The sequence below is a fragment of the Persicitalea sp. genome, from assembly GCF_041751555.1.
Lineage (GTDB): Bacteria > Bacteroidota > Bacteroidia > Cytophagales > Spirosomataceae > Persicitalea.
In genome coordinates this window covers 1-7,009 of record NZ_JBGSXF010000535.1, presented here as the reverse complement: position 1 = coordinate 7,009, position 7,009 = coordinate 1, and the positions used below count along the sequence as shown (strand labels likewise).

The 7,009-nt window shown below is 53.4% G+C and carries 7 protein-coding genes; 6 read left to right on the top strand and 1 reads right to left on the bottom strand.

Annotation, left to right across the window (positions count from 1 at the left end; genetic code table 11):
* The 6 genes from ACEW8P_RS19095 to ACEW8P_RS19070 all read left to right on the top strand — a co-directional run.
* Positions 1 to 957: outer membrane beta-barrel protein (locus ACEW8P_RS19095; RefSeq protein WP_373514672.1), on the top strand; the 957-nt coding region annotated here is incomplete at its 5' end.
* 179 nt (positions 958 to 1,136) lie between these two features.
* Complete coding sequence (locus ACEW8P_RS19090; RefSeq protein ID WP_373514671.1) at positions 1,137 to 2,357, top strand: serpin family protein; 1,221 nt, start codon at positions 1,137 to 1,139, stop codon at positions 2,355 to 2,357.
* A 249-nt stretch (positions 2,358 to 2,606) separates the two neighbouring features.
* Complete coding sequence (locus tag ACEW8P_RS19085; protein WP_373514670.1) at positions 2,607 to 3,920, top strand: LVIVD repeat-containing protein; 1,314 nt, start codon at positions 2,607 to 2,609, stop codon at positions 3,918 to 3,920.
* Positions 3,917 to 4,507, top strand: a complete 591-nt coding sequence (locus ACEW8P_RS19080) for a hypothetical protein (RefSeq protein ID WP_373514669.1) — start codon at positions 3,917 to 3,919, stop codon at positions 4,505 to 4,507. Before ACEW8P_RS19085 ends, ACEW8P_RS19080 begins: the two co-directional genes overlap by 4 nt.
* 103 nt (positions 4,508 to 4,610) lie before the next feature.
* Positions 4,611 to 5,009 (top strand): hypothetical protein, encoded by a 399-nt coding sequence (locus ACEW8P_RS19075; protein ID WP_373514668.1) that lies wholly within the window; start codon positions 4,611 to 4,613, stop codon positions 5,007 to 5,009.
* Positions 5,010 to 5,129: 120 nt separating this feature from the next.
* Positions 5,130 to 6,008, top strand: coding sequence for a TraB/GumN family protein (locus ACEW8P_RS19070; protein ID WP_373514667.1), 879 nt, complete (start codon positions 5,130 to 5,132; stop codon positions 6,006 to 6,008).
* Between the two features lie 70 nt (positions 6,009 to 6,078).
* On the opposite strand, the gene ACEW8P_RS19065 is transcribed toward ACEW8P_RS19070, so the two are convergent.
* Positions 6,079 to 7,009 (bottom strand): WD40/YVTN/BNR-like repeat-containing protein (locus ACEW8P_RS19065; RefSeq protein ID WP_373514666.1); only part of this gene is annotated, 931 nt, incomplete at its 5' end.

The window sequence follows — 7,009 nt, the reverse complement described above, 5'->3', positions numbered from 1 at the left end:
GCTGGCGCGGATTCGGCCAGCGATTTGGAGCGGGTGATTACGGGTAGTTCCACAGAGCCGCTGCGCACCCCGGCTCTAACGCAGTCCATCACGGCCCTATCGCCCGTGGACGATCTGACCAAACTAGGCGTTGACTTGCGGAAGCCTGCCGTACGTAACGATTTGGAAGCAATGAAGGCCGCCCGACCCAAGCACTCACGCGTTCGGGAATTCTGGGCGGGGCTGGGTCTGATGCCCGCTACTTTCAACCCAAAAATGAATGTTACTTCGGCACCCAGGGCTTTTGCGAGTGCCAATGCAGGTCGCCAGTCACTAGGGAACGCCAGTCGGTCAAGGCTTTCCTACGCAGTGCAGGCGCTGGCAGGCAAACAGTTGTCGAAGCACTGGTCAGTCGAAACAGGCGTGAGTTATCTACAGGGCAACTCCACCTTCGAGAGCGATGGCTACGTGCTGAATGCCGTCACCAGCGAGAGTGCCAATGTTTTACAGGACGCGCTTAATTCGAATTCTCTCAGCTTTTACAATACTTCCAAAGGCCCGGGATTTGCGCAAAATTTAGATGCATCCACCGCCTCGTACATCGACTTCGATCAGCGCACCAGTAATGACTACCGCTACGTACAGCTTCCGGTGCAGGCGGGTTACACGCTCAATCCCAACGGCAAGCTGAACTACACGGTACTGGGCGGCGTGGTGGCTAATTTGTTTTTGCAAAACGAGATAAAAGATAAAGCGGGCTACGTCTTTGCCAATACCGCCGACGACGGCCTTTACAAATCCCTCAACTGGTCGGCGGCCACGGGCGTGCGGGTCAATTACCGCCTGGGCGACCACTGGAACGCCAGCCTGACGGGTTCGTACCAAAAAGCCATTGCCTCTATCCTCAAAGGCGACGGTGTTCTGGATTCTCGTCCGCAGTTGTATGGCATGTCATGGGGCGTGCGGTATGTTTTTTGAAGAAAGTGAAAAAAATTAGGGAGAGGTTCCAACCATCTCGGGGTAAGGCGGCTCTTGGGTGTATAGATGCGGGGTCAAACGGTCAACGGAATTTCAATCTAGAAAACGCGATCTTTAACCTCCAAAAATGAAAGATGCGCCCCGTTGACCTTTTGACCGTTAACCAAAAAGAATTAGCTATGAAAAAAATATTTGTTCCAATTACTGCTTTACTTTTTAGCATCCTTCTCTGGCGATGCGGCAAGGATAGCAACGACGGCGTGACGCCGGAGCCGGGCCAGCCCGTGCAGGTGTCGGCGGACGTAGCGGGCCGAACGACGGATTTTGCCTTTGATTTTTTCAAGAAATTTCAGGCCACCCAGCCCGCGAACGAGAATATCTTCGTCTCGCCGCTGAGTCTGCACATGGCTCTGGGAATGCTACTAAATGGGGCCGAGGGCGAAACGGCGCAGCAAATCGCTAAAACGTTGAAAACGGATGGTGTTGCGCAAGCCGATTTGAACCAAGCCTATCAAGCATTACTGGAAGGTTTGCCCAAGGCTGACCCCAAAGTACAGCTCGGCTTAGCCAATTCGGTCTGGTACCGTAGTACTTTCAAGGTCGAGGATGATTTCCTGAACGTACTTCGCAAATCATTCGACGCTGAGGTGGCGGGATTAAATTTTGACGATCCGACCGCTAAGGATAAGATCAATACCTGGGCCAGTGACAAGACCAATGGTAAGATCAAGAAGGTCATCGACCAGATCAAGCCCGACGATGTACTTTTCCTGATGAACGCCCTCTATTTCAAGGGCGACTGGAAAGTACAGTTTGACGCCAAAAAAACCAATGACGCACCTTTTTTCTTGGCTGGAGACGGACAGAAGACCGTAAAAATGATGCGTGAAAAGGAGAAGTTCAAAGTCGCGATGCGTCCCAGCTACGCCGCCGTAGAATTACCTTACGCCAACGGTAGTTTCAACCTTACGCTGTTGATTCCCAACCAGAATACTGATGCGAGCGAGGTAGTCAAAGGACTAAACGCCGACACTTGGAAAGAACTGCAAGCCGCTATGCGGGAACAGCAGGTGACCGTCGGGCTACCGCGCTTTACCCTCGAATACGAGGCCAAATTGAATGAAGTGCTGCAAGCCATGGGCATGACTCGTGCGTTCACCAGACAGGCGCAACTCGGCAAAATTAACCCAACCGCCGAACTGCTGGTCAGTTTCGTGAAGCAAAATACTTACCTGGGCATTGACGAAAAAGGCACCGAAGCTGCCGCCGTGACCACGATTGGTGTAGGCGTAACCTCCATTCCGATCGAACCCTACATAGCCGATCATCCTTTTGTACTGCTCATCAGCGAAAAAACGTCCAACACGATTCTATTCATGGGTAAGATCATGAATCCGTAAAAATATCAAAGACTAAGCGTCAGCTACCGCTGACGTTTTCGGGGTGCGTTATCGTCCGAGAGCCCTGCTTTCGGACGATTTTGTTTTTTCTCGAAGCGACAAAGCGACAAAGCGACAAAGCGACAAAGGAAAAGTGTCACCCCGTAAGTAAGGTTCCCCGCCTAAACAACTAAACAGCAATTACACAATTCCACGATTCCACGATTAAACAAATACACAAATCACCATTTCACTAAACCTCTACCAACCATGAAAACAGCCCTACGCACCGCCAGCATTGCCATAATCGCCCTGAGCGTGTGGTCCTGCAACGACAATTGCACCGAAACTCGCGTCAGGCGGAGCATGACGCCCACGACCATTTCCCTGCTCGAAGTCCGCAAGGATTTGAAAACCGAAGCGCCGCGCGCGCTTGAACATCCCGGTAAGATTTACGTGCGGGACAAATACCTGTTCATCAACGAGGTAGCCGAAGGCTTGCATATCATCGACAACAGCGACCCATCTAGTCCGCGCTCGGTGGCGTTTGTGAAAATTCCCGGCAACGGCGACATGGCCGTGCGCGGTAACATTCTCTACGCCGACAGCTACTCGGATCTGGTTGCATTGGACATCACCGACCCCAAGAACCCCAAAGAGGTCAACCGCGTGGAAGAGGTGTTCCGCAGCGGACAGTTCGACGGCGGCACTTGGACGTACAACCCAAACATCCGGGCCATCAACGCCCAGAAAGTGACGTTTTTCACCGAGACCATCCAAACCAACTGCGAAGACAACCCGACGCCCAACTGGGGTTGGGGTTGGAATACTGCCTTTGCAATGGCCGATGCCTCTTTCTTTCGGAGCAGTAATGTTAGTTCCGCTGCCCCCACCAGCGGCGGCGGAGGGGGTGACGGACAGGGCGGCTCGATGGCGCGTTTCGCGCTATACGACAAGTACTTGTACACCGTTGGCCAGAATGAACTGAACCTTTTCGACGTATCCACACCATCCAAACCTGCCTTCTTCTCTACCGTGCAACTGGGCTGGGGCATTGAGACTATTTTCCCGTATAAGGACAAGCTTTTCATCGGCTCCACCACGGGAATGCACATCTACGACAACAGCAATCCGGCGAAGCCCGAGCGGTTATCGATATTTCAGCATGGCCGCGCCTGCGATCCCGTAGTGGTCCATAACGACATTGCTTACGTGACTATTCGTACGGGTACTTTCTGCGGCGGTGCGCAAAACCAACTCGACCTGGTAGACATTCGCGACCTTAGACGTCCGCAACTCATCAAGAGCTACCAGATGCAAAACCCGCATGGCCTGGGCATCGACTTCCCGACGCTCTATCTCTGCGAGGGTGAGCATGGCCTGAAAGTATTCGACGCCACTGACCCATTTAGCGTGGATAGCCGCCTGCTTTCTCACTTCAAGAAAATGGATGCTTACGACGTGATTCCGCTGGGCAAAACGCTGATGATGATTGGTAAGGATGGTTTCTATCAGTTCGACGCCAGTGACTCGAAAAACCTGCGTCAGTTGAGCAAAATCCCGGTGGGGAAGGCAGCGATATGAAAAAGCTAATTGTATTATTCTTGTTTGCAACTACGCTCCCGGCCTGGGCGCAGGACGCGACTTTTAAGAAGCATTATCTCAACCAAACAGAGGTGGGCATCATGCTGGGACGCGTCAAGGCCGACCCTTACGCCGGACAGGGCGGCAGAGGACAGGAAATCGTGCAGAACCGCACCAACTTGTCGCTGCAAACGCTCAACGGCATCCAATGCTCACCACGTTTGGGCATAGGGGTCATCACCGGAATGGACTGGTACAACTCCGCCCTCGTCAACCCTATCGGCGCGGGACTGCGCTACGACTTGACGGGCAAATCGACCGCCCGGCTCTACGCCAGCGCCGACGCGGGTTACGGCTTCACCTGGTTTCATGACGATTCCGAAGGCTTCGATACCAGAGGCGGCCTGATGCTCAATCCCGGCCTGGGTCTGCGTATTGGCAAGCCCGATGGTGCGGCATTTACACTGGCATTCTCTTACAAGCACCAGGATGTAACGGTCAATAAGCCGCCTTTTACCGATCAGACTGTGCGCGTGGAAAATCGGAATTATAATCGCTTTTTGATTAGGTTGGGGGTGGCGTTTTGATCAGGGAAGAATTAATAGTGTCTATTTGATAATGAGAGGATTGCCCGTAATTTTTTTGTCTCTTTTGCTCTTAGCGTTTATTAGGTGCGAGAAGAAAAGCGCAATGCTGTATCCGGTCGATTGCGGCACAAATTTTACGTTGGAGGGAACATGGCGGTTGGACGCTTACCGGAAAACGGGCAGCGAACCGCTCAAACCTGACCCTGAACCGAACAGCCGGGGCGTGGTTTTGACATTTAGTGAAAAGGACGGAGCGGGCAAGTTTGAAGGTCACACGTACATCAACTCAGTCGGCGGCAGCTACCCAAAGACCGATTCCTGTGGTCTGGGAGACTTGAGCATCTTTTCTACCTACACCACGGAAGTATATGAATCCTCTGAGTGGAGCAGAAACGCATTGTCGCCGTTACGCGACAAGGTAACCTATGGTCGGACGGAGGAAAAACTCTACATCTATCACGATAAAAAGTTGGTGGTGATGGTATTTTCGAAGGGAAAGTAAAAGATTTCAGCGTCTAGTTTTAAAGTCTCCGGATTCCTGTTCGGGGACTTTTTTTGTAAAAAAGAAATGGTTTTAAGCCTGATAACGTTTTTGAAAAACGAACCAGTACAATCAAGTATAATGCCTCCCATCCGCACCAAAATATTCTCCGCCCTGCTGCTAAGCTTACTATTCAGCACAGTCCGCGCCCAAGCCCCCACCGAAGCTTCTTTACTTTGGAAAATCGAGGGCAAAAACCTCACACAGCCCTCCTACCTCTACGGTACCATCCACCTCATTTGTCCCAGCGACTTTGTGCTAACCGATACGCTGAAAGGCTGCTTAAAGCAAACCGAGCAACTGACCCTGGAAATAGACATGGATGATCCGGGCATGATGATGGCCATGATGAAAGGGATGGCTATGCAGGAAGGTAAGCAGTTGAAAGATATGTTGGACGCCAATGACTACGACCGTCTTAACAAGTACTTCAAAGATTCGGTGGGCATGAGCATCGCGCCATTTGAGCGGGCCAAGCCCTTCATGCTGATGAGCGTTCTGCTCAGTCGCGTACTGGCCTGTCAGCCGCAATCGTATGAGATGTCGTTGATGGGCTTGGCCCAAAAGCAGAAGTCGGAGGTCATCGGCCTGGAAACGGTCGAGGAGCAAATGGCCGTTTTCGATTCCATTCCCTACGCCGACCAGGCCAAGATGCTGGTCACGCTCATGGACAGTCTGCCCCAGGCACGTGCGGAATTTGGCAAGATGATCGAGGTGTATAAAAAGCAGGATATTGCCGGACTGTATAATATGACGCTGGAAAGCGTTTTCGAGTTGGAAAATCAGCAGGAAGTCCTCCTCACCGACCGCAACAGGCGCTGGATTCCGCTTATTGAGAAGCAAGTAGGCGAGAAGCCCACTTTCGTGGCTGTGGGGGCGGCACATTTGGGCGGTGAGGAGGGCGTCATCGCGCTACTTCGGAAAGCAGGTTTTAGCGTGGTGCCTGTCTTGGGGCGCTGATTTTCAACTCTGTTACAATGGCAACTGAACGCGGTGGGGTGGCGCGCGCCAGACGCGGCATGCCGCGTCTCTACCTGTTTCGGCGCTTTTTAGGGAATTTGTCGAATTTTCCTACCAGACCTCTTCCCCCAACGGCGTAGCCCGCTGATCCGGCGAAGCTTGTGGCGTGGAAAGGTTCTTTGGAAAACATCGCCCAGGTTTTGCCAAAATCCCGCGAGTAGCCGCTGCCCGATGCGCCGACGGCCACCAAACGGTAGCGGTGCTTCGTGGGGCGTTGTCCGCCCGCGTAATCCACAAACTGCGAGTGGAATAATCCGACGGCTTCTTTCAAGCCCGGCGGCTGCATACCGCCGCTGAGTTGCCAGGTAACGCCGCCGTCGCGGGTTAGTAGCACGTTGGGCGTATCTTTGGCGACATCGGCGTAGTCGCCGCCCACGGCGATGCCGTGTTTGTTGGACCAAAATTGCAAGCCAAAAACACCGCTGGTCGGCCCGGCGGGAAGTGGCGTTTCCGACGCTTGCCAGCTCCTGCCGTTGTCATCTGAGCGCAGTATTCGCGCCATTTTGCCACCGCCGGTACCGATGAACGCATGGTGCTTGCCGACGGTCAGCAGCGAGCGGTTACTGGCGGCGAAGGCGGCTTCTTTTTCCTGCGCCACGGGGCGTTTTTCGAGGGGTAGTTCTTGCCAGCTGCGGCCCCCATCGTCGGTAGTAAGGATGAAAAAGTACCCGTCCACCGGATCGCCGAAGCAGATGCCTTCTTTTTTATTCCAAAAAGAAATCCCGTCGAGAAACACACCCGGCTGGGTAGTTTGGTACGCCAACTGCCAGGAGTCACCGCCGTCTTCGGTGCGGTAAATGCGGGCCTTGCCCTGCTCGGCTACGCCCGCGCTCATGGCCACCGCCGTTTCGCGGTCGAAGCCGTGAATGCCCCGGAAGTCCAGCGAATCGGCGTCGCGTACCTGCATGATGTCCCAGATTTCACCACCATCGAAGGTGCGC